This is a genomic window from Rhodococcus sp. USK13 (assembly GCF_018343855.1).
GTDB lineage: Bacteria > Actinomycetota > Actinomycetes > Mycobacteriales > Mycobacteriaceae > Rhodococcus_F > Rhodococcus_F oxybenzonivorans.
Genome location: NZ_CP069243.1, coordinates 149,446 through 173,319, shown reverse-complemented (window position 1 = coordinate 173,319; position 23,874 = coordinate 149,446). Strand labels below are relative to the sequence as shown.

General features: G+C 62.6%; 22 protein-coding genes. 21 read left to right on the top strand and 1 reads right to left on the bottom strand.

Annotated features, from left to right (window positions below; genetic code table 11):
• The 4 genes from JQT59_RS36485 to JQT59_RS36470 form a co-directional block, all read left to right on the top strand.
• The coding region (locus JQT59_RS36485) for a hypothetical protein (RefSeq protein ID WP_349307046.1) at window positions 1–642 on the top strand (642 nt) is incomplete at its 5' end.
• 62 nt (window positions 643–704) lie between these two features.
• Window positions 705–1,271 (top strand): hypothetical protein, encoded by a 567-nt coding sequence (locus JQT59_RS36480; protein WP_213578478.1) that lies wholly within the window; start codon window positions 705–707, stop codon window positions 1,269–1,271.
• 272 nt (window positions 1,272–1,543) lie between these two features.
• Window positions 1,544–2,371, top strand: coding sequence for an MBL fold metallo-hydrolase (locus tag JQT59_RS36475; protein WP_213578479.1), 828 nt, complete (start codon window positions 1,544–1,546; stop codon window positions 2,369–2,371).
• A gap of 44 nt (window positions 2,372–2,415) precedes the next feature.
• Window positions 2,416–3,546, top strand: coding sequence for a GAF domain-containing protein (locus tag JQT59_RS36470; protein WP_213578480.1), 1,131 nt, complete (start codon window positions 2,416–2,418; stop codon window positions 3,544–3,546).
• 360 nt (window positions 3,547–3,906) lie between these two features.
• Here JQT59_RS36470 and JQT59_RS36465 read toward each other — a convergent pair whose 3' ends face one another.
• Complete coding sequence (locus tag JQT59_RS36465; protein ID WP_249354702.1) at window positions 3,907–4,347, bottom strand: helix-turn-helix transcriptional regulator; 441 nt, start codon at window positions 4,345–4,347, stop codon at window positions 3,907–3,909.
• Window positions 4,348–4,574: 227 nt separating this feature from the next.
• Here JQT59_RS36465 and JQT59_RS37560 point away from each other — a divergent pair, with 227 nt between their 5' ends.
• The 17 genes from JQT59_RS37560 to JQT59_RS36380 all read left to right on the top strand — a co-directional run bounded on the left by JQT59_RS37560 (window position 4,575) and on the right by JQT59_RS36380 (window position 23,833).
• On the top strand, window positions 4,575–5,297 hold the full coding sequence (locus JQT59_RS37560; protein ID WP_249354703.1) for a hypothetical protein: 723 nt from the start codon (window positions 4,575–4,577) through the stop codon (window positions 5,295–5,297).
• Between the two features lie 298 nt (window positions 5,298–5,595).
• Window positions 5,596–6,081, top strand: a complete 486-nt coding sequence (locus JQT59_RS36455) for a hypothetical protein (RefSeq protein ID WP_213578482.1) — start codon at window positions 5,596–5,598, stop codon at window positions 6,079–6,081.
• Window positions 6,078–6,482 carry a hypothetical protein gene (locus tag JQT59_RS36450; protein WP_249354704.1) on the top strand — a complete coding sequence of 135 codons (405 nt, stop codon included), beginning with the start codon at window positions 6,078–6,080 and terminating at the stop codon, window positions 6,480–6,482. Before JQT59_RS36455 ends, JQT59_RS36450 begins: the two co-directional genes overlap by 4 nt.
• Before the next feature lie 76 nt (window positions 6,483–6,558).
• Window positions 6,559–6,816: a hypothetical protein gene (locus tag JQT59_RS36445; protein ID WP_213578483.1), complete on the top strand. Its 258-nt coding sequence runs from the start codon at window positions 6,559–6,561 to the stop codon at window positions 6,814–6,816.
• A gap of 699 nt (window positions 6,817–7,515) precedes the next feature.
• Window positions 7,516–8,763 carry a Rep protein gene (locus tag JQT59_RS36440; RefSeq protein ID WP_249354705.1) on the top strand — a complete coding sequence of 416 codons (1,248 nt, stop codon included), beginning with the start codon at window positions 7,516–7,518 and terminating at the stop codon, window positions 8,761–8,763.
• 745 nt (window positions 8,764–9,508) lie between these two features.
• Complete coding sequence (locus JQT59_RS37890; protein ID WP_213578590.1) at window positions 9,509–9,838, top strand: ParA family protein; 330 nt, start codon at window positions 9,509–9,511, stop codon at window positions 9,836–9,838.
• Window positions 9,835–10,296, top strand: a complete 462-nt coding sequence (locus JQT59_RS37885) for a ParA family protein (RefSeq protein WP_213578588.1) — start codon at window positions 9,835–9,837, stop codon at window positions 10,294–10,296. The genes JQT59_RS37890 and JQT59_RS37885 overlap by 4 nt, the downstream gene beginning before the upstream one ends.
• Window positions 10,296–10,730, top strand: a complete 435-nt coding sequence (locus JQT59_RS37550; protein ID WP_249354706.1) for a ParB family protein — start codon at window positions 10,296–10,298, stop codon at window positions 10,728–10,730. Before JQT59_RS37885 ends, JQT59_RS37550 begins: the two co-directional genes overlap by 1 nt.
• Before the next feature lie 187 nt (window positions 10,731–10,917).
• Window positions 10,918–12,090: a DUF2637 domain-containing protein gene (locus tag JQT59_RS36420; protein WP_213578494.1), complete on the top strand. Its 1,173-nt coding sequence runs from the start codon at window positions 10,918–10,920 to the stop codon at window positions 12,088–12,090.
• The gene (locus JQT59_RS36415) at window positions 12,090–13,958 is read left to right on the top strand and encodes a hypothetical protein (protein ID WP_213578495.1); all 1,869 of its coding nucleotides are present in this window, start codon (window positions 12,090–12,092) and stop codon (window positions 13,956–13,958) included. The genes JQT59_RS36420 and JQT59_RS36415 overlap by 1 nt, the downstream gene beginning before the upstream one ends.
• Complete coding sequence (locus JQT59_RS36410; RefSeq protein WP_213578496.1) at window positions 13,958–14,755, top strand: hypothetical protein; 798 nt, start codon at window positions 13,958–13,960, stop codon at window positions 14,753–14,755. Before JQT59_RS36415 ends, JQT59_RS36410 begins: the two co-directional genes overlap by 1 nt.
• A gap of 205 nt (window positions 14,756–14,960) precedes the next feature.
• Window positions 14,961–16,922 carry a cutinase family protein gene (locus JQT59_RS36405; protein ID WP_213578497.1) on the top strand — a complete coding sequence of 654 codons (1,962 nt, stop codon included), beginning with the start codon at window positions 14,961–14,963 and terminating at the stop codon, window positions 16,920–16,922.
• 1,087 nt (window positions 16,923–18,009) lie between these two features.
• Window positions 18,010–18,459: a hypothetical protein gene (locus JQT59_RS36400; RefSeq protein ID WP_213578603.1), complete on the top strand. Its 450-nt coding sequence runs from the start codon at window positions 18,010–18,012 to the stop codon at window positions 18,457–18,459.
• Between the two features lie 583 nt (window positions 18,460–19,042).
• Complete coding sequence (locus JQT59_RS36395) at window positions 19,043–20,113, top strand: ATP-dependent DNA ligase (protein WP_349307045.1); 1,071 nt, start codon at window positions 19,043–19,045, stop codon at window positions 20,111–20,113.
• A gap of 40 nt (window positions 20,114–20,153) precedes the next feature.
• A complete protein-coding gene (locus JQT59_RS36390) occupies window positions 20,154–20,408 on the top strand; it encodes a hypothetical protein (RefSeq protein WP_213578498.1) in 255 nt (84 codons plus the stop codon).
• A gap of 500 nt (window positions 20,409–20,908) precedes the next feature.
• Window positions 20,909–21,568, top strand: coding sequence for a hypothetical protein (locus tag JQT59_RS36385; RefSeq protein WP_213578499.1), 660 nt, complete (start codon window positions 20,909–20,911; stop codon window positions 21,566–21,568).
• A gap of 315 nt (window positions 21,569–21,883) precedes the next feature.
• Window positions 21,884–23,833 carry an ADP-ribosyltransferase gene (locus JQT59_RS36380; RefSeq protein ID WP_249354707.1) on the top strand — a complete coding sequence of 650 codons (1,950 nt, stop codon included), beginning with the start codon at window positions 21,884–21,886 and terminating at the stop codon, window positions 23,831–23,833.
• Window positions 23,834–23,874: the final 41 nt, after the last annotated feature.

The window sequence follows — 23,874 nt, the reverse complement described above, 5'->3', positions numbered from 1 at the left end:
CGCCGTGCAATCGACGCGGTGGAACGTGTGAGTTCCCCGCCGCGACAGGAGTATGAGATGAGTGTGCGCCGATTCCTGGCCGTGGCCGCAATACTAGGCGTCGCCGTCGCGGTCCTGGTCTACGCATTCCGGACGACCCGAGACGATCCGCAGACCGCGGTTCCCGAGACATCTGCTGCGCCCGTACCAACCTCGACGACGACTGCACCCCCGCCGCGACCGCCCACTTCAGAGAGGTCGCCCGACGCCAGTGAGGCTGAGGACATTGCCCGGCAGGCTCTGACCGTGGCGTTCACTTGGTATCCGTCCACCGACAACTCCCCCAGCGACGGATTCATGCGGGCGCGGCAATGGCTGACCGAAAACCTTGCCGCACAGATCGCCGTTCCGGTCACGACCGAACGCGGGCCCGGCGTCCAGTGGGGGCAGTGGGCGGCGAAGAACGCCAAGGTCATCGCCGACGTGACGATCGGCTGCTCCGGGTGCCCGCCTGATACCGATACCCTTATCCACCGAGTCGCCACTATCGAGCAAACCGCGGTCACCGGTGACGACGCTGCCCCCGTCGACCCGGACACCACCGTGTGGGTCACCCTCAGCAAAGCCGGGGGCAGCTGGTTGATCGACACCGTCCGGTATTGAAAGCAGTGGTCACCGCACCGAGTTCGATCGCGCCGCCCTGCGGCAACAGGAGGGGAAATCAAATGTCCAACCACGCCCGTACACTCTTCACCCTCGCTCTCGCCGGCACGATCGCCGCGGCCCTGACCGCATGCTCCGGCTCGGCGGAGGAGGACGGACGGCTTGGAACCATTACGCCAGCAGAAAGTGCAGGCGGCTCGGATGGATGGGACGGCAACCTCGCTATCGGAGTCGGGAATCGCAAAGGTAGCGACCTCGTGACGCTCCCGGCTCCTGACCAGGTCGATGCGCAATGCCACGGCGAGGGTGACACTCTCACCGTCGACGTCACCGCACCGAACGGCTGGCACGCCACCCTGACCCACGGCTCCCAGACCGTGACGGTCGAGAATGAGACTCTCAATTACCCCCCACACGGCTTCGCCGAATCCCAGCAGGCGATCGACGCCGTCAACAGAACGCGACCACCAGGCGACACCAAGATATTTCCCCTCGGCATCACCTGGGACCGGCCAGCCGTGGGTGACGTCGAGATCCAGGTCGACGTCGATACACCACCACACTGGATCATCAACTCGCCCTACGAGGACTTCGACATGTACATGCACATCAGCTGTGGCCTGAAGTAGGAGCTGTCCTCGAACCCGCCAAGGGGACGTGTCGTCTTCGCAGGTAGAAGCGAGAATTTTCGGCGCCGACGTATTGCGCAAACCTCATGGCGCACACGATCATTCCTGCAGCGGAAGTCTGCCTGCCTAGCATTTTCCTTAGTGGCGCGTAACATAGCGTCGCGCCTTCAGGTGTGAAGGTTTCCCGGTGCTTGACGATTTCGGCTCCGGATGTGGCGGCCCGGCATAGCTCATGCCTGGCCACACCTGCCAATAAGCCCGGTGGTGCCTTCATGTCCGGTGTTCGACGCGTCCATCATCTGAACTGCGGTTCCTTCGACTCGCTCGCAAGCGGACCACTCGTTTCACACGTCCTACTCTGCGAGACGGACGGCGGCCTGGTTCTTGTCGATAGCGGAATCGGCCTCGCAGACATCGCCGCACCGAAGAGCCGACTCGGCCGCTCTGCCCTAGCACTCGGGCCTGCACTACGAGTGGAGGAGACCGCTGCACACCAGATCGAAACCCTCGGCTACCAGGCCTCTGATGTGCAGCACATCGTCGCAACACACTTGGACTATGACCACATCGGTGGCGCACTCGACTTCCCACATGCAACGGTGCACACCACGGCCGCCGAACTCCACACCGCGAAGACTCGACAGCACCTGCCCGAGCGGTTGAGATACCGCCTCCCACACATCGAAGCGATCACATCGTTCCACACGTACGAAGGCGAGGGCGAAGAGTTACTCGGCCTGCCCACGGCGAACCCGATCGTTGGCATAGAAGACATATGGCTGGTGCCGATGCCCGGCCATACGATCGGGCATGCCGGCGTCGCCGTCCGGACGAGCAATCGGGGATGGCTATTTCACGCTGGCGATGCGTTCTATCATCGGTCGGTTCTCTCCCCCGACCGATCCGCGCTGATAAGCCGTGAACGTGTGTTGGGCGCTCTTGAATTCGCCTTGGCAGCGGCCCCAACCCGAGTTCGGGCAAACCATCGGCGACTCCGTAACCTCGCGGGCCGCTCCTCACAAGCAATTACAGTGTTCTGTGCGCACGACCCCGTACTATTCGATCGACTTCACGCTGAGGCGAGCCCGATTTTCCCCTGACGATCCCCTTACATAAGGTTGGGTTCGAGGGAGGGGAAATCTACGTGACCGATGTACTCGAGGGCGGCCGGCAGCGGAAAAACTCAACGGATACTCGCCACCTGGGTTGGGTGATCTACGAAACTCTGGGCATCCGTACAGGCGAGGAGCCTTCCGTCGTTTCGGAGGGCGGACAGGCTCGCGACTTCGCCAGCCGAACCAGGGGAACCTGGGAGGTTGCCAAGAGAAGCAACAGCGACCGCGCCAAAGCCCGCGAAGCAGCGCAGAATGCCGTCAAATCCGCCTACACCTCACGTAAGCCACTCCACGACCGTGTCTGGTTGTCGGGAAATCGGACTGCAGTCGCATACGCAGATCCACTGCTGTCCGCCGAAGGTGACGTCTTCGGCGTTCAGGTCTTCGTTGGGGCACCTGGTGAAGCTCCGCCGCCGCCGCGAACGGTAGGCACCTTCGAATGGGACTACGGCACGCAACGAACCCGGCATAGCGGTCCTGTCGAACAAAAGATCCTCGGCATCGACATGTCACAGCCGGACCGCGCTCTCCCCGAAATCTGGCAGTTCTTCACAGCCTTCGACAAACGGGATGCTTACACGATGTATGTGGGCGCATTCGGCCATGGAGAGCTAGGAGCTGGCGCGCCATTCGCCGCCGAGATCAGCCTCAAGGGCGACGATGGCGGTTTCCGCTGCGTACACATGACGGTTCGCTCCATCGAAAGGGCTGGCCAGAAATCTGTCGGTGGCCTCATCCACGACATCACCGACGAGACCCCTCCGAAACAAGACTTTCACCGCGAGTACAGCAAGACGCAGGTGATGGCACTCGAGAAGTCGCTGTCCGAACCAATGGGCATCGGCTACCTCGAGCTAATCACCGGCTTGTTCCTGGAATGGGACGTCCCGCCGCCCGGCCCCCTCGCCCGTTGGGCAACCGAGGTCGCCCAGATTCACGAGAAGAGTCGCGCCGAGCTCGATCGCGCGCGGGCATCACTTCGCAACGGCGAGGCCCTTAGCGTCGACCTGGTGCTCTTTGTGCGGTTCTCCGAATCGGAAGCGTGGACACCCGCGGACTTGACCATCACTGGAGTAGCTACCGCCAGTGCTGAACACGGCGTAACGGTCGCACAGTCGACGGTGCTAGTACGCCCAGGAACGAGCCCACAGTTCTGGTAGTACATGATTCAACCAGGGGGGCAATTGATTTCAGCCGTTAAGCCGAGGAACCGAGATCGACACACGGTGGGAGTCGAACGGTTGCAGACTCCCGGGGTGCTGCTAATCTGATCTCCGCGCTCCCACCCGGGAGTTTCCTGAGGCTTGTCGTGTTCGGCTTCAGATGTGGCTATGAACGTGTGGCACACCTATATCTATGTGCTGCACCGACTCCCGGGGTGGGTTATGTCGAGCGGAACTCTCGAACTGCCGCAACGCGCAGACGTGCTCTCCGGATCGAACAATGAATCGTCGGCTTTGCCTCCCGCGTTACACGGCCAAAGCGCTTCCCTATCAGTCGTGCCCTCAGTGGCACGAGGTCTAATCGAGCGGTGGTCGGGCGCGACCGCGCTCGTAAGCTTCACGCACCTCCGTCACAGACACGCCAAGTTCCTTGGCAAGACGATCAGCAATAGCCTCACCGAGCTTCGCGTGCCCACGTTCGAGGGCAGCAAGGAGGGGCGTCGACACACCGACGCTGCGGGCAAGCTGGGCTTGGGTTTGACCAGTCAGCTCACGGAGCGTTCCGAGTTTTCGCTTGTCGGCTGGGACATCGATCAACTCGTCCATTCGCAGGCCGAGGATTTCCGCAACCCTGAGCAGTCGATCGACCTGAGGGGTCGATCGACCCGTTTCCCATGCCGAGATCGTGGCCGTGCTGACGTCAGCGCGAAGAGCCAGCTCACCTTGGGCCAACTTCTTGTCAATGCGGGCAATGGAAAGCCGGGAGGGAACGAATCCCTCCAGTGTTCGTCGGCTCATTCTGGGCACCCTCGCATATCGAGTCATGCTGCCCGACCTCCTGGACTGTTGTCACACACAAGTGCTATAGACAAGAAGCGATAAGTGTAAGAATATAGAAGAACCCGTGGGGAAAGGACCGCTCCTCACACAACAAGAAACCCCCCAATCGCTACCAACGATCAGGGGGCCTCGGACCGCGAGGGGCTGCAACCCCATAGCGGCCATAGCAGATTGGAACCTCTGCAATGAACACGTTAGCTGGCGCTCACGTCGAGCGCCCCAAGAAGCACCTGTCCGCAACACAATCGTTGGCCGCAGCCACTACAGCCGAACTGGGCCGCCTCACTTACCAACACTCGACAGTGGACGGCCGTTGCTCCGGCTGCGGCTACGAGCCGACCGTCACCGAGCCGATGTGCCCGGTAGCTGCGGCCGCCCTGGGTGAGCTGCTGCGACGAGATCCGCACCCCAACACTCGCTCGATCAAGCTGTCGAAGTTGTCGACCAACGACCTCCTGGTCACCGCGAGTGCGCACCGCCCCACTTCCGCCGGCCGGTGCCACCGATGCGGGTTCGCCTACACAGCTCAATGCCAAGACTGCCCCTCACTACGCCTGATCCGTCAGGAACTGGAAGCCCGCGGAATGATCCCGCTGACGCAGCCTGATGCCGACTCCACACCCTGCGCCGGAAAGTCCGCGACATGGGAGTTGGCAGGGCAGAGTTTCGCGGCATGGCAACGAGCAATCGAATCGTGCAAACACTGCCCGTTCCTCACCCAATGCCGCGACGAACTGAATGACCGGATCGCTCAGGGAGACACACCGCACGATCAGATCGTCGCGGGAGAAGCGTTCGACTACTACGGCGACCACGTGCCGGCCAAGCGCCTACGTCCGTATGCGGTCCTCCGCAATCGCAAACCACGTCGATACGCTACGGCGACTGCCGCAGGTGATGCGGCATGACCGCACAGTCGTCTCTGCCAGGCCCGCCGTGTGCAGCCAATCCTCGGCTATGGGACCTCGACCAAGGATCTTTCCCAGCCGCACTCGACGCGAAAACGGGATGCCTCCTATGCCCGGAGCTCGCAAGTTGCCGGCAAATGGTCATGGAAATGGTCAAGGCCGGCACTCCCCCACAGTCAATGATCTGGGCAGCAGTTGCCTATCGACACGACGGCAAAGCGATTCCCACTGACCGAGCCCTGCGCGCCTACTTCAACAGGGCGGATGGCCAACGGGATGCCAACCGGGGAGTAGCGGCATGACCTCACTCGTCGATCACGTTTACCTGATGGCTGCCGGTCAGGTGGAGGCACCCGCCACCGAAGGACCCGCAGTCACTCGTTGGGGCTGGTTCGCCGACCTCTACTCAAACCCGCACTGGGGTCTGATCACACTCCCAGGCGTCTCCGTGGCCGAGGCACAAACAGTCGCGGGACTTTGCCGGGCCACACCGATCGGCTCGGTCAGCACTATTCGCGCCCGCTGGGACGCGCTCGAGCAGCTCGCCGCCATCAAGCTCGGCCGCACACAATCCGATTACGTATGGGCAGCGGTAGCCAATTCAGCCATCGATGCACACGACTACCTGCTCGGCGTCGACTTCAGCGGGGTCGAGACCACTACCAGTGCCTTTTGGGCACACCTCGCCGTCCACCCGATTGCAGCTGCAGAGGCCCGCATTACGGCGGCTATCGACGCGTGGAGCGGCCGTCTCCACGATTCAGCCAAGGGGGAAGCCGCATGACCAGACTCACTGCAACCGACAGCCAGGGGCATGAGTGGGAACTCATGCCGACGAAGGACGGGGTAGGCGCCCGCCTCATCGCGGACGGTGACCAAACGGCGATTCTGCAGGCTGAGCAATTGCTCGCTGAGCATGGGCCGCTCCTGATCTCAGCTTGCCGGCCGGCGTTCTCCATGGGAACTCACGAAGCGCTCGCCGACGTGGTGAATCTTGTCGCCTCCGATCCCGAAACTGCCTCCCTTGAACAGGTCCGCGAGGTTGCCGCCGTGGCACAGCTCCTGCTGGCCCGATCGGGCGTATCAAGGCGGGCACATCTGCTGCAGGGGCCCACTGCACCGTTCCCCCTGCAGCAACAGGCCACCGGGGATAGAAGGAGCGGTCTGGCGGGCGGACCGTGGTGACCACTTCCGTCACAGCCGACACACCGGACGCTCTTGGTTACCCGTATCGGTTACGGATTCGATCTAGGGTTTCCACATGGCACAGCGCAACAAGGGACCCCGCGGTCAGATCGCCACGCGTGCACCCCTCAGACACCACAGGTTTTACGAGGCTCGGGCAGCCGAGCTCGGCCTCGACACTGGGGACTACTCCGTGCTCATTCTCGCGATCACGCACGGATTGGACATCCCGGACTACATCAGCGCGAAACTTCGCCCCGAGCAGCTTCGACTCCTCGAGATCGAGGCAGCGGGGTCGTTACGGCGCGTTGAGCAGCTCGCGATGGGCGCGTGACCGTGCCCTGAACAGCGAACAACCCCCAGGGCTTGGCGGCGTCGGGGGTTGTCCGTTTATGCAATTTTGGGAGCTTCCCAGCTCCCTGACCACCACTAACCCTCAGAAGGAAGAGGCGGTGACCTCCCCTACCTCGAAAGGAAGAGTCGGTGCTTTCTCGATGATAACGCAGAGCCGCAATACCGGACTGCCTGCGAAGACGTTTCGCATATCACTGTTGGCACAGCATGGCCACATTCCCATGTCAGCGCGGTCCATCGCACGGATCGGCGGAACCGCACTTGCAGAATCCCAGCGGGCCGTCGCGACGCCACAAGTTTTCGAGGCCCCAGGTCTTCCGCCTCGAAACCCTGTCCGATCTCTCCGGAGCGCATGGAGAGGAGGTCGGCCTTTTGATTAGTCACATCGTGAGTACCTCGATGGCTAACTAAACAGCGCAGACCCTCGAAAAAACAAAGCCCCCTGGTGGGGGTGGTTTGGGATCAGGTTCCGCATTGCGGTGACACAAGGACTGGCAGGTCCTTCAGAGGGAGAACGTGGCAGGTTCTCCGTCTTCTCAAACTTTCGAGAGGTGAGCTTCGGAAGTTGGCGCTTCCTGGCTCGTACTGCATTCCCCGAAGGGACACCGTGACCGGTTCGTCTCAGGCTAGCTCACGTCCTGGGCCAGCTTCAACACATTCTATTTCGCCCATTGATTTCGTGTCGCCCGACAGCGGTGACGCGAATGTTCCTCAGTCCCCCGAGGTCGACGCCTGGGCAGCCTCCGTCGAGGCCGCAGCCCGGGCTGTCGACGAGCTGCACGAGTTCAATCGGGAAACCGGACAGCGCGGCCGCTCCTTCGCGCTACCCGTCGAACCGGGCCGAGAGGCCTGCGTTCCGGTGTGGTCTGGACGCACCGAATGGTTGCGCCAACTCCGCCACCAGATCACCCACAGCGACACGGGCCGGACATCCGTGTCGAAACACAAAGTCGGTGTGGAACGCATGATGGCCGTCGCTACCGCACACGCTCACTTCGCCGAATCAAAAACCGGCCGAGGCATCACCGCATCACGCGAGTTGATCGCAAAGTACGCGGGAGTCTCCGAAACGACGGTCAACCGTGGCCGTCGCGTCCTGCGAGACCTAGGCATGGGCGTCGAGCTGGCGCGTGGCCGCAACCTGAACGGCCGCGAGTTCATGGCCGCCGAGCTGCACCACGGCGGCCGCCAACACCGGGCGGCTTCAGTGTGGGCACTCAGCTCGCCGAGAGAGGTCGTAGCGGCCACTCCCCCAGCCCCGCAGTCAAAGCGCAAGAAGCGCACCCGCGCGGCCGAACGCCTCACGAACTACCGTGCACGCCTCGCTCGCCACGCAACGAAGACAGCCAAAGCCGGATCCGAGAATCCCCAGATCAGAGGCCGTGACACCCTATCCCTAAGTTCTTACTTTTCTTCAGAAGATCTCTTGTTACGTAGTACTCACCAACGCGCACGCGCGGGCGAAGATTCATCCAACCCAGCACACCAAGAGCACCAGCGCTCTATCGAGCTTCAGAAGGCCGCGGCCAGCCTTGTGGCCAATGCTCCTGCTCTGAACCCGCGGGGTCATATCGGGGCTATCTGTGACGCACTGGTGGCGTCAGGAATCGACATCACACGTTGGACAGGCCGAGACATCGCGCGAGAACTCGGTCGAGATACCGCTGCACGTGGCTGGATCTGGCCGAACAGTGTCGATTCCCCGGCTGCGTTTCTTCGCTGGCGGCTCGCTCGCATGGACTGGAAAAAGGCCTCCCCCAGCGAACTCCGCGCTCTCGTAGACGCCGAGCGTCGGCGGGAGCAGGCCGCCCGTGCGGCCGAGCGTGAACATCGCGACGTGCAGGCTGCATCCGCTGAGCATCGAGCTGCAGCGCTCGCCGCTGTTCGGCAGGTATTGCGCGACAATCGTCGCCGCGCGGAGCAGTGAGGGGCGGAGGGACATGTCGTTTGCGCTGGTAGTTTGCGTTATTGAGGACCAACACCGCTCTCGAGATCAGGTTCGTCGTCCCCCGACGAAAACAAAGGAGGTGGCCAGGTCGGCGGATCCAGATACTCGGGTGACGGTTCGTTGACCCAGTCCCCCCTTGGGCGGGTTCTCCCACTTGCGCGGGCTACGGAATCTGATTACCGCACCAAACTCGACTCGCGCATTACGGAGATCGACATCCCCACCTTGAAACCAAGCGTTCGAGAAGTCGAGCGTGGGGGTTGGTCCTATATCCCCTATGGGCAGGAATGCGCCATATGGGTTATATGGTGCAACGTTGCGCCGCAACGGATATGGGTCCTGCCAGCACAAACAGCATTGCGTAGGCACGGCCCGCAACGGTCGCAACGAAGAGACCCCGCCGGGGCCTAGCTGGTGTCGGATGGGGTGCGGCGGGGGAACGCCCCCTCTGGAGGGCTTCTGCGGCGTTATCTCAGCTGGCGCTATATCTCCCCATTGGATCTCTGATGAGCAGAGTTCACCTCAGAGCAGCTATGGCTACGGGACATTTTGCTAGCAGAGATCTTCTGAAATAACTGTATATAACAGCATGTCACTCCAGATTATCTCCTCTTAGGAAATCTAGGATCACCCTAGGTAAGGCAAGAGAACGACATGTACCGCTAGCTGATATAAGCTAATATAAGCATTTATAAGCTCCCATATGGGAAGAGAGGGGAGGGGCATGACGATCACTGCGATCGCAAACCTCAAGGGCGGCGTGGGGAAGACGGTGGTCGCCAACGGGCTCTCGCATGCCGCGGCCGCAATCGGGCGGACGATCCTGCTGGTAGACGCGGACATGCAGGGCAACTCCACGAAGCATCTGACCGGCTATACGACAGCTGAGCCGCCGCCGCATTCGCTCGCAGATGTTCTCGACCGCCAGACGGATCTACCGATTCGCGAGGCGATCGTCGCCGCGCGACGGGAAGAGATTCACGTTGTACCTTCGGGCTTCGCTGAACTCCAAGCTGTCTCAGATCAGCTCGGCACCAAGCCAGGGGAGAGATGAGCTTCGCACGCGCTCTCAAGCCGGTGTCCAGCGATTACGAGCACATCTTGATCGACTGCCGTCCTGCAATCGACCTCGTTTCCCGGAGCGCCCTCTACGCCGCCGACAACCTTCTGATCGTGGTTAACCCGGAACCGGATGCAGTCGACGGCCTCAACTCGATCCAGACAGCTCTCGAAGACCTGGCCGAGTACATGGACAAGGTCCTGCCGATCGCAGGGATTGTCATCAACAAGCTCGACGGCCGTCGCAACGACCACGCGGAGGTCATCGCCTACCTCAAGGAGTACGCGTCGGCGGACGGTATCGCCCTGCTCGGCGACCCGATCATTCAGAAGGCGGATATCTCGAAGCTGACCAACGTCGGCATGGGTTTCGATGAGCACCCCGCTAACCCGGTCTGGTCCCGCAACCTCCACAACAACTTCATCTCGATCCTGGAGAAGGTGGCCCTCTGATGAGCAAGATTCCCCAACCTGCCCGACCCGCCCCTCGCAGCGCGCGCAACACGTTCGCTCAGGCCGCGGCAACGACCGCAACGGCGCAGCCTGTTGCATCGGAGCCGACCGCAACGTTGCCTGACACGCCCGCCACAGCGGCTCCTTCCGCAACATCGTCTGCAACGCCGCGGCAACGCAAGACCGCATCGACGCCGGCGAAACAGGCAACAGAGAAGAAGCGCAAGGCTCAAACCACCGACATCCTGCTGTCGCTGGAAGAAGAGCTCAAGGACCGCATGGTCGCCGCACTCGACCACACCCGCCCACGCACCGGAATCAAAAGCCAGCAGCAGTTCATCCGCACCGCCATCGACCAGCTGTGCACCAAGCTCGAAACGCAGTACAACAACGGCGAGCCGTTCCCCGCGCCCGCTGACGAGATCGCCATATAACCACTATGGGCAGGGATGTTCCATATGGGCGATATGGCGCAACGTTGCGCCGCAACGGATATGGGTTCTGCCAGCACAAACAGCATTGCGTAGCAACGGCCGCAACGGCCGCAACGAGAGAGACCCCGCCGGGGCCTAGCCGGCGGGGCCTCATCGACCGGGACCCCGTGGAAGGAAACCCCGATCTATGAATGACCTTAATCTCAAGGCCGCACGAATCCAGCTCGGCGCCCTGATCGCTGCCTTGGTCGTTGCGATCCTTATTGCGGTGGGCATCACGGCAGGTGCCTTCGTACTGTCCTTTGCGGTGCTTCGCGACCTCGCGTTGCAGGCCACCATGCCGTATTGGCTCACCTGGATCTTCCCCGCGATCGTCGACGGCGCAATCTTCGGCGCAACGATTGCCGTCGTTGCACTCAGTAAGATCAGCGGCAGCTCGGCCGGCAAAAGGTTCTTTCTGGGACTTGCCATCGCAGTCGTACTGATCAGTGTGGTCGGCAATGCCGTACACGCATACAAGGCGGCGGAGATCTCCGCACGCAACGTTGCGGCCGGCCTCGACCTGGGCTACATACCGCTGGCCCCTGAGGGGGCCGCTCTCATTGCGGTCATCCCGCCCCTGTTGGTTCTTGCCTTCACCCACGGTGTGGGCATCCTCATCAAGGCCATCGGTACCGCCCACAGCGAGTACTCAGAGGTCGTCGACGCCGCCCGGTTGGGGCCCGCAATCGACAAGAGCGCCCCTGAGCTCAACGAGATGGTCCATTATTCCGCTTCGACACGCTACGGGGCGGGGTCCGATGTGGCCCACGATGTTGCGCCGGCATCGAACGTTGCGTACTCGCCGATTACTGGGGCTGCCGACCTGGCGCCGCGAGTGACCTCGGCTTCTGCCGAGGTGTTGGACTCGGACACCATTGCGCCCGCTGCGCAGTACGTTGCGCCGGTCTCCGAATCGGTCGTTGCGGCCACCCACAACGTTGCCGACGTTGCGGAGGCAGGGGAGTGGGAGGTTGCACGCAATGCGCCGGGCGAGGACTCCCAGGAGATCTACGTGCTGCCCGATGAGGAGCAGACCATCGAGAATCTCCTCAACTTTATTGATTCCTGCGATGACTTCGAGCCCGTCGTCAAGGAGACAGCGCGTCTGCGGATTACCGAGAACCTCAGCTACGCGGAAATCGCGACGATTACGCGGGCCAAGGCGGCATCCACCGCAATGCGCCGCTTCGTCAAGGTAGAGCAACGCGCGGTGGAGGCCGGATTCCGGACCCCGCCGCTGCCCGAGGTCGACGACGCAACTGATAGCCGCAATGCGGCAACGCCCGACCAGCAGTACACATTGGTGGGGGCACGCTGATGTCCCGCCCGGGCAAGAGCGGGGACGATCAGTTCGCGCTCTTTGACCTGACGGCCGGTGAGGACATCAAAAGGGAGTTGGCGACGGACCCCGGTACACCAACACCGACCACCGAATCGGACGTTGCGCTGCAACACGCACCCGTTGCGGACGCAACAGGAGGCGACGTTGCACCCCAGGCAGTCGACGATCAAGCAACGTCGGACGAGACCGCAACGGACACCAGCGTTGCGGACGATACGACCGAGCCGGCCGCAACACCCACACCGGTGTGGGAGTCGTTGCCCGTGGGGGAGGACGCAGACGGGCACGCCCTGATCGTCACCGCCACCGGGACCTACACCCCGTCCGGACAAAAGCTGGCCGGCCCGGTCAACTCGATCGAGAAACTCGACAAATTGATCCGATGGGCATCGCTCACCCCTCTGGGCACTCCCGCCCAAATCTGGGTCGTCGGAATCGACGCCTGCGAACTCCTCGGGTGGGTCATCGACCCCGGCAGCGAAGACGACGTCGACGACATGGAAGCACTCCGCACCCGCGCCGCCGCCGAGCTGACCGACATCCTCCACGCCACGCTCACCCCGCTCCTGAGCACGGGATGGGAGCTTCGCGGCGACCCGGGCCACGTGATCCACCTCTCGCGTGCCATCGGCAAGTTCACGTCGATGGTCGATGTAGTCATCGAGCCGTACGTGTGGACCTACTGGAACAAGGACTTCGGATGGGGAAACCGGGTCGGTGACATGGGTGTCCTCGGCTCACCCACCGCCGGCACCTACCTTCCCGACGATGATCTGCCTGCAGCGCGCGAGCTGGGCCGTCGACTGGCGTGGTGCGCGAAACATCTCGGGGTGCTCCCCGGTCCGACCCCGGCGCGCACCGGGGCCGCTGTCATCGACAAGATCAAACGAGAGCGCACCCGTAGCGGGAAAGGCATCGTTGTCACGACCGCTGGGCCTGTTCCACCCCTCGACGGCGCACCCCGGGGAGACCTCGAGCCGGCTGTGGGCTGGACCCGCGTCCCGGAGGCTGCCGACCTCGCCGGCGCCCACCGCGTGGTCTCGATCGACCAGCGCGCCGCCTACCTGGCCTCAGCCGGGATGCTCGAATTCGGCTATGGGAAGCCGAAGCACCTGACCGGTGATGCGGCGGCCACAGCAGCAGTGGGAGAGAAGGGGACCCCGTTCGGGCTGTGGCGCATCACCTTGCCCGCCGCACAGACGCTGGCACTACCTGAGAAATTGCCCTTGCCGCACCCATACATGCTCGACGACCAGCCGGTGCAGACCTGGGTCACCACTGTCACCCTTGATGCCCTCAGAGATCCGATCGCCGATGGTGGCATCGGCGCCGATCTTGACGACCTCGAGATTGCCGAGGCCTGGGTGTACCCCGAACAGGGCCGGGTGCTGGACAAGTGGGCGAAGATCCTGCGAGAGGCGCGACGGACTGCGGGCGATACCGAAGACGCCGCGATGAAGCGGTTCCTCGGGGCCTGCTACAAGGGCTATATCGGCCGGATGGTCAACCCGGACATGTGGACGTCCAACCGCATGGTGCACCACCATCAGCCTCTGTGGCGGGCGGCGATCATCGCGCACTGCCGGTGGCGCGGTCGTCGCGTGGCCATGCGCATCGCACGCGAGACGGGGCGCTGGCCGGTGCGCACCGTGACCGACTCTTGGGTGTACCTCCTCGCTGACGAGGACATCGCGGATGACAGTGCCGCGCTCGGGAAGATGGTCATCGAGAAGGAGTCGGACCTCACCGATACCCTCCTCTCTGCGTTCGCGAACGCCCAGGATGTGCACGATGTGAATCTCGCGATCAAGGCGGCATTCGAGGACGAGGAGGGGGATGACTGATGGCACTGCACCTCCCGAAGCCGCGTAGCAAGAAACCGGCGCAACAGGCGGTCGGCCTCGACGGTCTGAAGGTGTCCGTCGCCAATGCGGCTACCAGCGGGATCGAAAAGTCCAAGCAGGTCAAGAGCGGGGGACTAGCCGGGCTGACCAGCAAAGTCACGGTTCAACAGGTTCGCAAAGAGATCGGCAATGAGGGTCTTCGACAGGCCGCAATCGACGCCGGCCGCAAACCACCGTCCGACCGGACGTTGCGCCGCTGGGCGCAGAAAGGCAACATCCCGCACCCCGACGTTGCCGAGCGCGCGCAACGCCGCGCGGCAATCGAACGGCTCGGTGGCATCGACGCGGTGGCCGCCGCAATCGGGCGTTCCCGCTCCGCTGTATCCCGATACCGATCCGGTGAAACGAACGAGCTGCGTGCCGACGCCAGTAAGAAACTGAAGAAGGTCAAGGCCGAGGACACGATGAAACGGGCCGGAGTCCTGCGCCCCGACGGGACACCTAAGAAAGCAACCATTCGCGTCAAAGGCGGAGTGATGGTGCGCAACGGATCCGACGAGGGATACGACTATCGAGTCCGCACCTTGAATTTCGCGAACTCCGATACCCCGTTCAGCACCGAAGAATCTCGCGAGCTCGCCGCAGCGCTGGCTAACGACGATCACGCCCGGGTCGTCGCACTCCTGGAACGCCACGCCACCCTCGACTACCCCGAAAACAAGGGATTCGACAAGTACAGCGACGAATTCGGCTTCCATTTCGACTCCATCGAATCTGTGCACATCGACTGGACTTAGCCAACCTCGGCGCTCTTACTTAGACGGGCGAACCGAAGTTATCCACAGATCACGTTGAGATTCAGGCACCAAATCAGACACTGTGGGCGCTCGCCTCGCGGTGGCATGACTGGCAGTCACAGCAGTTGTTCCCACCAACAGGCGATTCACTGTCCGCCGGTAGATGAGGTGCCGATTGCCTGCCACACGTCCGAACGCTCGCCGCATGCTCACCGCCGCCGTGGCCGCGACACTCGCGTCCGGAACAGCAGCCCTGACGGTTCCCTCGGTGGCAAGCGCCGATCCAGGTAGCTGCGCGGCCGTGTTCAACCTGATGATCCCCGGAACCTGGGAAACCAACGAGACAGCCGACCCATCAGTTCCGGTTGGCATGCTCAAGCCCATCGCCGACGCCATCAAAACCAAACAGGGAAACCGCGCCGAGGTGTACACCTTGCCGTACATGGCCCGTGCATTCGACAACGGAAAGACCTACGCCGACAGCAAGTCCGATGCGCATGCCAAAGCCAGCAAGGTGCTGACCGACACTGCGGCCAAATGCAAAAGCACCAAATACACGATCACCGGATACTCGCAGGGCGCCGACGCTGCAGGCGATCTCGCCTCCGACATCGGAAACGACAACGGCCCGATTCCACCCGAGCGGGTGCTTGCGGTTGGACTGCTCGCTGACCCCGGCGCCGGTACCAAGGGCGAAGCCGTCGTCGGGCCCCGCGCGACCGGAACCGGGATCGCCGACCCTCGCCCACAGGGGATGGGCAAGCTCTCCGGCCGTGTCGCCTCAATCTGCTATTCCGGAAAAGACCTGTACTGCTCAATCCAGAAGGGCTCGAGCCCACTGCTGGGGTCGCTGGGATCGATCCTGAGTAAGGCGCCCAGCGCTGAGAGCGAAGGTTCCGCCGCTGGAGGGAGTTCAACGGTTGCCACCGCGTTGACCTCAGATTTCTCCAAAGCTGATCTGCCAGGACTGGGCTCGAACACCGAGACTCTCGCGCAACAGGCCACCGCAGAGACGATCGATGTCGCGCAGTTGGCGAGGTCTGCAACGTCAGTGATGAACACACTCACCCCGGTGGCAGATCTACTCGCCACCGGGGCCGCGAACTCTGCAGCAACGGCCAACCTGACCACCGCCGCGCCGGGAACGGCAGAGCATGCCGCCGGCCAGGTCCTCAACACTGCAACCCAAGCCGATCTATCGAGTGCGTTGACCACCGCAGCGAAACTCGCCGACACGGCATCGTCGTTGACTCAAACGGGCACCACCACGCTGTCGGCCTCATCCCCAGACGCGGTCGCGCTGTCGTCGGCGGCCGGGACTCTGAGCACACAGGTCGCGCCACTTGCTGCAACACCTGCAGATGCGCTCGCGTCGGCGTCGAGCGTGCTGTCGGTGCTCAAACCCAGTGTCGTGGTGGGTCAAGCGCTCAACGTGGTGACCAACGTGACCGCACTCGACCTGCCCGCCATCCTCAACAATCTCGCCGTGCTTCCACAAAAAGTCGCAGCTCTAGACGCGCGCGGGGCACATCACATTGCGGGAGAGTTGAACAATCAGTTCTCGCCGCTGGTGAAAATGGCTGCTGGAGTCGACCTGCAGTGGGTCTCCCAGGTGCTCTCCGTCATTCCCGATCCGACCGGCTACACCCAGATCGCCGCGCTCGTCACGTCCATTCTCGGAAATGTCGACATCATTCGGCTCGCAAACATCGTTGGCCAGATCCAAGAGATCGCCTGGACAGCCGTCGAGAGGCTGCTGCCACCGCCGGGACAGGCACCCGACCCCCTCGGCGCAGGCGCAGCGATGGCGGGGCTACTGCCGGTCGGCCTCGACCTCGCCTCAGTGGCGGTGAACATGCTCTCCGGTAAGGCCACCAAGACCGACCCTGCACTGCTGGGAAAGCAATCACACACCGCATCCAACGCGATCACCAGCCAGGCACAGAACCTTGACCTCAAAGGGCTGACCGGATCGCTGACGACGATGGCCAGCTCCCAGGGCGCCGACGACCTAGCAGCCCTCGTCGGGGAAGGCCTCAATGCCGCATCCTTCTTCACCTCTGGTGCCCACACCGACTACAACAACCTGGTCGTCGACAACGCCGGGCGAAACGCCATCCAGTGGCTCTCGGACTGGCTCAACCTTCAAATCGGCCGGGCAGCGTAATCGCCTCCGAGATCAAACCTGCAAGCGAGAGGCGATCGTCATGGCTATCCCCCGATCACACAACCCCGCGGCACGCTGGACCTGGTGCGCGCACTGTGAGCACCGCGGCTACCTCGCGCGCGCTGACGCGAAAAAGGTTCGCAAGCGCCACCAGACCCAGAAGTCGCTCGCAGTGTTCCCCTGCCCTCACACGGCCGGGCTCTACCACGTTGGACACCGTCCGGCCGCACTGAGTGAAGGCACGATCGATCGCCGTACGCTGGTCAAAAGCCAGCGAACTGCGCTTCAACAGAGCCTCGCGCCTGGTGGCGCATGGTGACTCCGAGGTGCACCACCGCGGCGCCGGCTACGCCCGCCCCGCGGGAGGCAAGGTCCGGTTCGGGATGGGACCCCTCGCGACCCATGGAATTCCATCTGGCGGCAAACCCGGCGTCCACCTGATATTCCCCCGAAGCCGCCTGGACTACTCGAACGAGATGCGATCGGAGAACCGGCACGAACACAACGACGCTCACCGGTCACACAGGCTGGTGTTAACGCTGTTCGTGAAAGGAACACCCACCATGCCGCTCTTCATGTGGATCTTCTACTTGCTCGGAATCGGCGGAGTCCCCGGCACCGGTCTCTTCGGCTAGACCCCACACGTCACTGCCCCGGGCGACTAGCTTCTACCACCCGCCCGGGGCCGTGTTGTGTTTGAGTCAGCTCGATTTCTCACTTCCCCCTGCGGCATAGATGTGTGCGATGCTGATCCCTGCAGTTCGTGAAAACGTGTGGGGGGACATGACTGTTGAACACTTTGCTGCGTGCCACTGGACGACGCGGTTGGACGATCCACTGTGGCCTATGCGAGCACCGTTTCGCTGCCGCGGTGGCCGATCAATACGACGCTGTCGCATTCGCGCGAACACATGGGTGGATCATCGACGAACTCACGCGCTGCCCGATGTGCGCAGCCACCCGAGCAGCGTCCATAGACAGCGGAACCCAGCCGACCGGGCATGTGCAGTGTTGTCATGAGGAACCAATTGTCAGCGAAAGGGGATAGGCGGTGGGGGAGTCGAACCAGCGGGCCCACGTGTTCGTCATGGTGTCGTACTGGTGGAGCCGTGGCGATGACCTCGCGAACTATCAGCTCGGACACATCTTGTCTCAGACAGAGTGTTGGAGTGGCGATATCACCGACGCGCAAGCAGTCGACCGCGCCTTACGGGTCGCCGCCGACAATCCAGCGCTCCTGGTGGAACTCGACGAGTGGTGGCAGATGGTCGCCGCCCGTCGCAACGGCAACAACACACAGAACCCCGGCCGCAGCCTGAGCGGAGCTATCGGATACCTCACCGACCGGCTCGACGCCGACCCGATTACACCGGACGCAATCGAAGAATGCCGCCGCCAGATAGCGGTTCTAGATCGTCAGATCATCAAGGCGAAGAACTTGCCTGAGCTAACCCACCCCGATGTCGAAATGCTTACCCTGCTGGCCCGTTACATGGAAGCGCGGTCACGGGTGTTGGCATTGAACGCCGACCGGTGAACCAACCGCCCGAACTCTCGGCGAACTTGGAACTTGTGTTGAATCGCCGCTTGTTTCGTGGTCTGGTGGGCGTTGCGGGCTTTCCCCGAGTCCGCTCAGGGCGCTCTGCCTCCCCCCGGTGAGCGCGCCGGACGCGCCCCAGCTGTAGATCGGCTGGGGCGCGTCCCCAATACCGGGAGTCCGGAATGCAGTCGAGAGCGCGGGCGGCTGGTGGACCGCTCAGGCAAGCAGACGTCGAAGGCAACACGCCATGACCGCTTTCCGCCGAGGAGCCAGCATTGAACAGAAAGGACGTCACGCACGCACTGTGGTGGAACTTTTGTTCCGCTCAGAGCCCCGGCTTATCGGGCGTAAACCACCGGTCGGCCTGAGGTTGAGGTCCTGAACATGGCGGTATTCGTATCGTTGCGAGACAACCTCGGCAGAAGAACGTTCGGTGACCACCGTTCGCCGCGTCCTCGCATCCACAGACCTCCCAGCCGACAAGGCAGGTCCCGCCAACTAGGCGATGCCCGTTTGGGCATAGGTCAGGGGAGGGTTCCACGGCCATCACCCCTCCATTATCGCACATACGTTCGAACGTATGTCTTCGGCGCATCCGCCCTCACGGGGTCGGACGAGCGGCATAACGCCAGTTCAAAGCATTGAAACCCTCGCCCGGCGGCTGCCCGCGGAGCACAATCGGCAAATGAGCGAAGTTGGGAGGCAGCCGATCGCTCCGATGTTGGCAACTCTCGGGCTCCCGCCGGAGAGTGAGGGCTGGGCCACTGAGTTCAAATGGGATGGGTGCCGAAGTATTGTCACGACCTGCGGTGATTCTCCGGTTTTGTGGTCCAGAAGCGGGAACAGCGTCGAACAGTCCTACCCCGAGGTTGTGGCAGCGTTAGCGGCTGCAGTGGGGGAGCGGAAGGTTGTCCTCGATGGCGAGCTCGTTGCTCTCGACCACGGCCGGCCGTCTTTCGGACGACTGCAACATCGAATGAACGTGACGCGGCCGACCGCGTCGCTGTGCCGGCGCTTCGCGGTCACCTTTTACGCCTTCGACCTTCTGTCGGCCGACGGGGTGGATCTGACCCGTGAGTCGTACCTCGACCGCCGTGCCGCGCTTGCCGCCCTAAACCTTCCCGGCCCACGGCTGCAGGTGCCGCCGCACTGGGTGGATGTGGACAGCCGGACCATGCTCGAAGTGGCACGTCAGCACGCGCTCGAAGGGTGTGTGTTCAAGAAGGTCACCTCGATCTACCTGCCCGGCGCCCGGTCGAGATCGTGGGTGAAGTCCGTCATCCGGCGAAGGGCCTCCCTGTTGGTTGGTGGGTGGAGCGCTGGGTCAGGTATGCAGCGAAACGTGGTGGGATCGTTGCTGCTCGGCGCCTATGATCTTTCCGGCGATCTCGTTTATGTCGGCCATGTGGGAACTGGATTTACGAACTCCATGCGGCGGCAGCTTCGGGACCGGCTCGTCGAGTGGGAACGTCCGACGAGTCCATTCCGTGGCTTTGACCAGTACTCGAAGGGTGTGCACTGGACGGAATCGCGCCTGGTGGTCGACGTAGAGTATCGAGAATTCACCGGAGCAGGCCTCAGGCACCCGTCATTCAAAGGGATCAGGGCCGACGTCTCGCACCATGATGTTCAGTGGCATCTATTGCTTTGAAGCGACATCATCAGAGGCCGTGAGCGGGCAGGCTCGAATCATGGCGAAACGCGAGATCAGGATCTACCTAACTATTCCAGGTGAACCCGGAGATACCGCGCAAGATATACGCAGACGCAGGAAACGCCGTGTGCGCGAGTTGTTCCAGCGGGCCCGCGACTGGATGAACATGAAAGCGATGGCCGAGCCGGATCGGTTCGATTACGAAATCGCTCATGACCACCAACGTTCCGACCTCGGCCAACAAATGAACGACCGCTGGGATGTGTACGGAAAAGAGACTCGGTGGAGTTGATCGGCGTCAGGGATGAACTGGACAAGGAAGCCGCTGGCTCCAGATGGAGTCAGCGGCTTCGTTCCTTCCCGGCACGCTTCGCAATGAAGGTCTGACCGGTCAGGATGACGGTGCCGCCATATCGCCTCTCGGCATGTGGTCGCTCGCGGCGACGATTCTGATGTGGTACCCGGGGTATGCGCGACACCGTCCACCCCTTCAACGGCTATGGCAACAGTGATATTCCCATCGGGGACATGTGTCTTTACAGGTCAGGTCACTTGTTGTGGGCTGGGTGATGCGTTAGCGCTCGACGTCGCGTGGGCAAGTATCGCTCCTGTGAGGCCTCCTCGGCGGGACACCAACTCGCCACGGTGAGACAACCGTGTGATCTGAGCACTCCCCATAGATACTTGATAGACCTTTCATCCCTGGGTTTGTAGTTATGCGCCAACAGTGGCAAACTAGCCAACTAGCAGGAATGGTGCATAACCGAGCCTCCAAGCCCTAGGGGTATAGAAATGCTGCATATCAAGTTGACCAGGGCTGTGAAAGCCACTGATCCGACTGACCCTTTGCCTCGGGAGTTCTATGGATGGGATGAGCGCAGAACTCTTCAGGAGAACTGGGACGCCAACCGTGGGTACTGGGCACTCGGGGCGCGCGCCGACCTCCAGGATTACGTCCTGTTGTCTTACAACGAAACCGGCGAAGTCGTCATGGCTGCGAAGATCAGAACCATTGTCGACGCGGAAGGGAAACCGAACCGGCGAATCATTGAAGGTGACCTCCTCGCGGAAGGTCACCCCGTTCACGACACCTACGTCGGTCACCGTGCACCCGAAAAGTCGCTCAGCGCGCGCAATCCGATCACCTACATCGACGACAACACTCCAGGCTTCGGGCGCCCATGCCTGTGCGGATGCGGCACAGAAATCCATGGAGCCCTCTTCGTTCCTGGTCACGACCAAGCTGCGCTACATCAGAGAATCGCCAAAATCGGTTCAATCGCCAACTTCCTCGAGTGGTTCGACAAGACCACCAACACCGAAGCGAACTTCGACACGAATGCCCCGACGGTGCTCAGGGGCGTTGGACGAATAGACCTGACTGTGTACCCGGACGGACGAATCGACTTGAAATTCGATCCCACGAAACCGGGCACACCACTTACGGAATAGCAACGCAGAGCCGCCGGTACGAATACGGCCACTGCTCCCCATCTTCGCTTGGCAACAAAAATGACCTGATACATAGACCGCAAAGGAGGGGACATGTCATCTCCCCAGTACTCTGCCCTCATGTGTCGGTCGAAATCACATGGAGCCCGGCGGTGCCCAGGATGCGGTAGCTACGGCGCCGCAGCGAAAGCGAACGCAAACCGTCGACACGGCCGCAACGCCCGAAAGAAAGTCGTCGACCACCTCAAAGAGCAAGGCCTGACGGAAACAGCGGCCGCAGTACAGTCGGCACCGCCGAGCATCCTGCCGGAACTGATGGCCGCCTTGGGAATCGACAAATCTGTCCTCGGTGACATCCCGATGCCGAGTACCCACGCCAACCCGCCGTCGGCGAAACTCCTGATCGCCCATGCCGAAGCCGAACGCGCGAAGCTAAAGGGCCCGCAGATGACCTCAGCGCAGGCCGCCCTCGACGAAGCAGAGCAACGCGTCCTCGACGTCGATGCCGAGGCCGAGGAAGCGCGCAAGGCAGTCAACCGAATTCGAGCCCGGCTCCGGAAGGCAAAGAAGGCCGCCGAAGACGGTACCGGTTCATCAGACGACATCGCAGCGAAGCAGAAGGATCTCGACGACGCGAAACAGGCTTACCTGGACGCGAAGCGCCGGCAGGTCGAGGTTCGAGAAGACCTAGCGGCCGCGAAGTTCGGTCTGCGCGAGGACATGGCCACCGGCGCCGAGCGCGACGCATACTACGCATCCCTGTCCGACGACGAGATCGACGCGATCGCCCGATCGGTGAACCGCCGCGCCGCACCAGAAGCGGCGAAGGCGCTCACCGAAGGTGGACAGCCGACCCTGGCATCGACACCGCGGGACACCAGTGTCTACACCGCCGGCACCATCGCGATGGAAACCGGGTCCGGCGTCACCGAGGTCGAGGGCCGCATCCTCGACGGCGGCACCGCGATCTACCGGCGCGGCTCCTCGGATTTCTTGATCCTGCAGCGCAAGGGCGACGCCTACCATCCGGTGGGCCAGGCCACCGGTAAGAACGATGCGCTCGCGAAGGCCAATCGCATCCCGAAACTGACCGATCCTGATCCGCTGCCCGCGAACGCCACCGAGCTGCAGAAACAGGCGCACGCGATGAAGGGCGACGTGGGGCTCGAAGTCGCCCGCAAGGCCGTTGACGGATATGCGTCGACTCCGGCCGCGCAGCAGGCCGTCATCGACGAGGAGATGGCCGAGGCGAAGGACAAGTTGACCGACTCCGCCGGGGGCGGCCCGGTCCGCGCGGACATCCACGACGGCATCAAACGGCATCGGCGGACGCTACGGCAACAGTCTGCAGTGCAGGCGGGCGAGCAGGCACGCGCGAAGGCCCTCGCCGATGGCGCCAACAAGGCGGAGGCCGACGCCGCCTACGCCAAGGCCCACCGGCGGGCTCTGGGTACACCGACAATCGGTGGCGGCACGATTCCGCACTTCGAGCACGACATCCCACCGCAGAGTCTCGGCGCGGACAAGCACGCCAGCCTCTGGCGCAGCGGAATCCGCGCCTATGGCAGGGAGACTGCCGACGACTACGCCGTGATCTCTCAACGGGCCGGCGACTTGAAGTCGTGGGGCTTCCAGGTCGGGCCGGGTGGCCAGGTGCAAACGTCGAACATCGGGGCGCTGACCACCTCCAACACGGCGTTCGTGCAGAAGGTATTGAGCTACAAGGAACGCAGTGCCCTGACGACCTACACCGGCGGCAGCTACCGCTCGATCAACGCGGCCATCACCGGCCGCGATGCCAACCCCTCCGGGCACGTGAAGACCGTGGTGTCCCAGTTGGACTCGGCGTTCGACAAGTTCCGTGCGCACAACCCGAACAAGACGCCGATGACTCTGGTCCGCGGCACCCAAGTTCCCAGCGGGTGGAAAGGCACCACCGAGGAGTACATCGACTCGGCCTTCACCGTCGGGTCGCGGATGGAGATCGGCAAGGTCACCAGTTTCAGCACCAACCACAGCACCGCCCACAACTTCGCCGGCCACCCGCCGTACATGATGGTCGTCCGCACCCGCGACGGCCTGCCCGTCAAGTCCATCTCGAACTTTTCGTCCGAGGATGAGGTCGTCCTGCCGATGGGGACCCACCTGCGGTGCGTGAAGGTCGACCATCACGGGATCAGCGGCCGGCCAACGGTCTATATGGTCGCCGAGGACTTAGTCGCCGAGGCCGAAGACGGTGACGGTTCCGCCACCAAGGCTGCATAAACTGCCGTGTACCAGCAAAAATGACACGTCCCCTCCCCGGA

What these genes read in the sequence shown, in the direction of transcription:
- JQT59_RS36480 (WP_213578478.1), top strand. Translation starts at nt 705, where the DNA reads ATGTCCAACCACGCCCGTACACTCTTCACCCTCGCTCTCGCCGGCACG.
- JQT59_RS36475 (WP_213578479.1), top strand. Translation starts at nt 1,544, where the DNA reads ATGTCCGGTGTTCGACGCGTCCATCATCTGAACTGCGGTTCCTTCGAC.
- JQT59_RS36465 (WP_249354702.1), bottom strand. Translation starts at nt 4,347, where the DNA reads ATGAGCCGACGAACACTGGAGGGATTCGTTCCCTCCCGGCTTTCCATT.
- JQT59_RS37560 (WP_249354703.1), top strand. Translation starts at nt 4,575, where the DNA reads ATGAACACGTTAGCTGGCGCTCACGTCGAGCGCCCCAAGAAGCACCTG.
- JQT59_RS36455 (WP_213578482.1), top strand. Translation starts at nt 5,596, where the DNA reads ATGACCTCACTCGTCGATCACGTTTACCTGATGGCTGCCGGTCAGGTG.
- JQT59_RS36450 (WP_249354704.1), top strand. Translation starts at nt 6,078, where the DNA reads ATGACCAGACTCACTGCAACCGACAGCCAGGGGCATGAGTGGGAACTC.
- JQT59_RS36445 (WP_213578483.1), top strand. Translation starts at nt 6,559, where the DNA reads ATGGCACAGCGCAACAAGGGACCCCGCGGTCAGATCGCCACGCGTGCA.
- JQT59_RS37890 (WP_213578590.1), top strand. Translation starts at nt 9,509, where the DNA reads ATGACGATCACTGCGATCGCAAACCTCAAGGGCGGCGTGGGGAAGACG.
- JQT59_RS37885 (WP_213578588.1), top strand. Translation starts at nt 9,835, where the DNA reads ATGAGCTTCGCACGCGCTCTCAAGCCGGTGTCCAGCGATTACGAGCAC.
- JQT59_RS37550 (WP_249354706.1), top strand. Translation starts at nt 10,296, where the DNA reads ATGAGCAAGATTCCCCAACCTGCCCGACCCGCCCCTCGCAGCGCGCGC.
- JQT59_RS36420 (WP_213578494.1), top strand. Translation starts at nt 10,918, where the DNA reads ATGAATGACCTTAATCTCAAGGCCGCACGAATCCAGCTCGGCGCCCTG.
- JQT59_RS36415 (WP_213578495.1), top strand. Translation starts at nt 12,090, where the DNA reads ATGTCCCGCCCGGGCAAGAGCGGGGACGATCAGTTCGCGCTCTTTGAC.
- JQT59_RS36410 (WP_213578496.1), top strand. Translation starts at nt 13,958, where the DNA reads ATGGCACTGCACCTCCCGAAGCCGCGTAGCAAGAAACCGGCGCAACAG.
- JQT59_RS36405 (WP_213578497.1), top strand. Translation starts at nt 14,961, where the DNA reads ATGCTCACCGCCGCCGTGGCCGCGACACTCGCGTCCGGAACAGCAGCC.
- JQT59_RS36400 (WP_213578603.1), top strand. Translation starts at nt 18,010, where the DNA reads ATGGTGTCGTACTGGTGGAGCCGTGGCGATGACCTCGCGAACTATCAG.
- JQT59_RS36395 (WP_349307045.1), top strand. Translation starts at nt 19,043, where the DNA reads ATGTCTTCGGCGCATCCGCCCTCACGGGGTCGGACGAGCGGCATAACG.
- JQT59_RS36390 (WP_213578498.1), top strand. Translation starts at nt 20,154, where the DNA reads ATGGCGAAACGCGAGATCAGGATCTACCTAACTATTCCAGGTGAACCC.
- JQT59_RS36385 (WP_213578499.1), top strand. Translation starts at nt 20,909, where the DNA reads ATGCTGCATATCAAGTTGACCAGGGCTGTGAAAGCCACTGATCCGACT.
- JQT59_RS36380 (WP_249354707.1), top strand. Translation starts at nt 21,884, where the DNA reads ATGGCCGCCTTGGGAATCGACAAATCTGTCCTCGGTGACATCCCGATG.